A 539-nucleotide genomic window follows, 5' to 3' on the forward strand; every position below is an offset into this window, starting at 1 on the left:
GGCCTCCGCCAGATTCTCCGACGCCGTGGCCTCAACCATGTCAATTGATTCCAGGGTGGACTCCACGTCCGCCGATTCCAGGGACCGCCGGGCAGCCCGCGACACCAAAATGATGGAAGAAAAACCCTGGGCCAGGGTGTCGTGGATTTCGCGGGCCAGGCGGGCCCGTTCGGCTAGAACACCGGCCTCGTGTTGGGTGGCGGCCAGTTCGGTGCGGGTGCGGCGAAGTTCGTCCGCGGCCCTGCGCTGGTTTTCGCCTTCTTGGTACAGCAACCTGTATGCCTTGGAAGTGACGATGGAGAAGGCCGCCCCAAAGACCGGTCCAATGATCACCGGTAAGGGCGGCGTCGCGGCTCCAGTAGCTTGCCACTGGGCCAAAATTACCCCCGCCGTCATCACCACAACGGCTGTGACGCCTGCCCAACGCGGGAGCAGGTGCAGGTGCAGAAAGAACAGCGGGAACACCAGCCAGGAAAATTCGACAGACCCCACCATGAGCACCGCCCACAGCACCGTGACCAGGGCCAGCCACAGGTACG

1 protein-coding gene is annotated in these 539 nt (G+C 63.6%); it reads right to left on the reverse strand.

Annotated features, from left to right (window positions below; genetic code table 11):
• A partial coding sequence (locus tag CXQ91_RS24325; protein ID WP_258074255.1) for a histidine kinase occupies window positions 1–539 on the reverse strand: 539 nt, incomplete at both ends.

This window comes from Arthrobacter sp. Y81, assembly GCF_002929335.1.
In the GTDB taxonomy this organism is placed as follows: Bacteria; Actinomycetota; Actinomycetes; order Actinomycetales; family Micrococcaceae; genus Arthrobacter.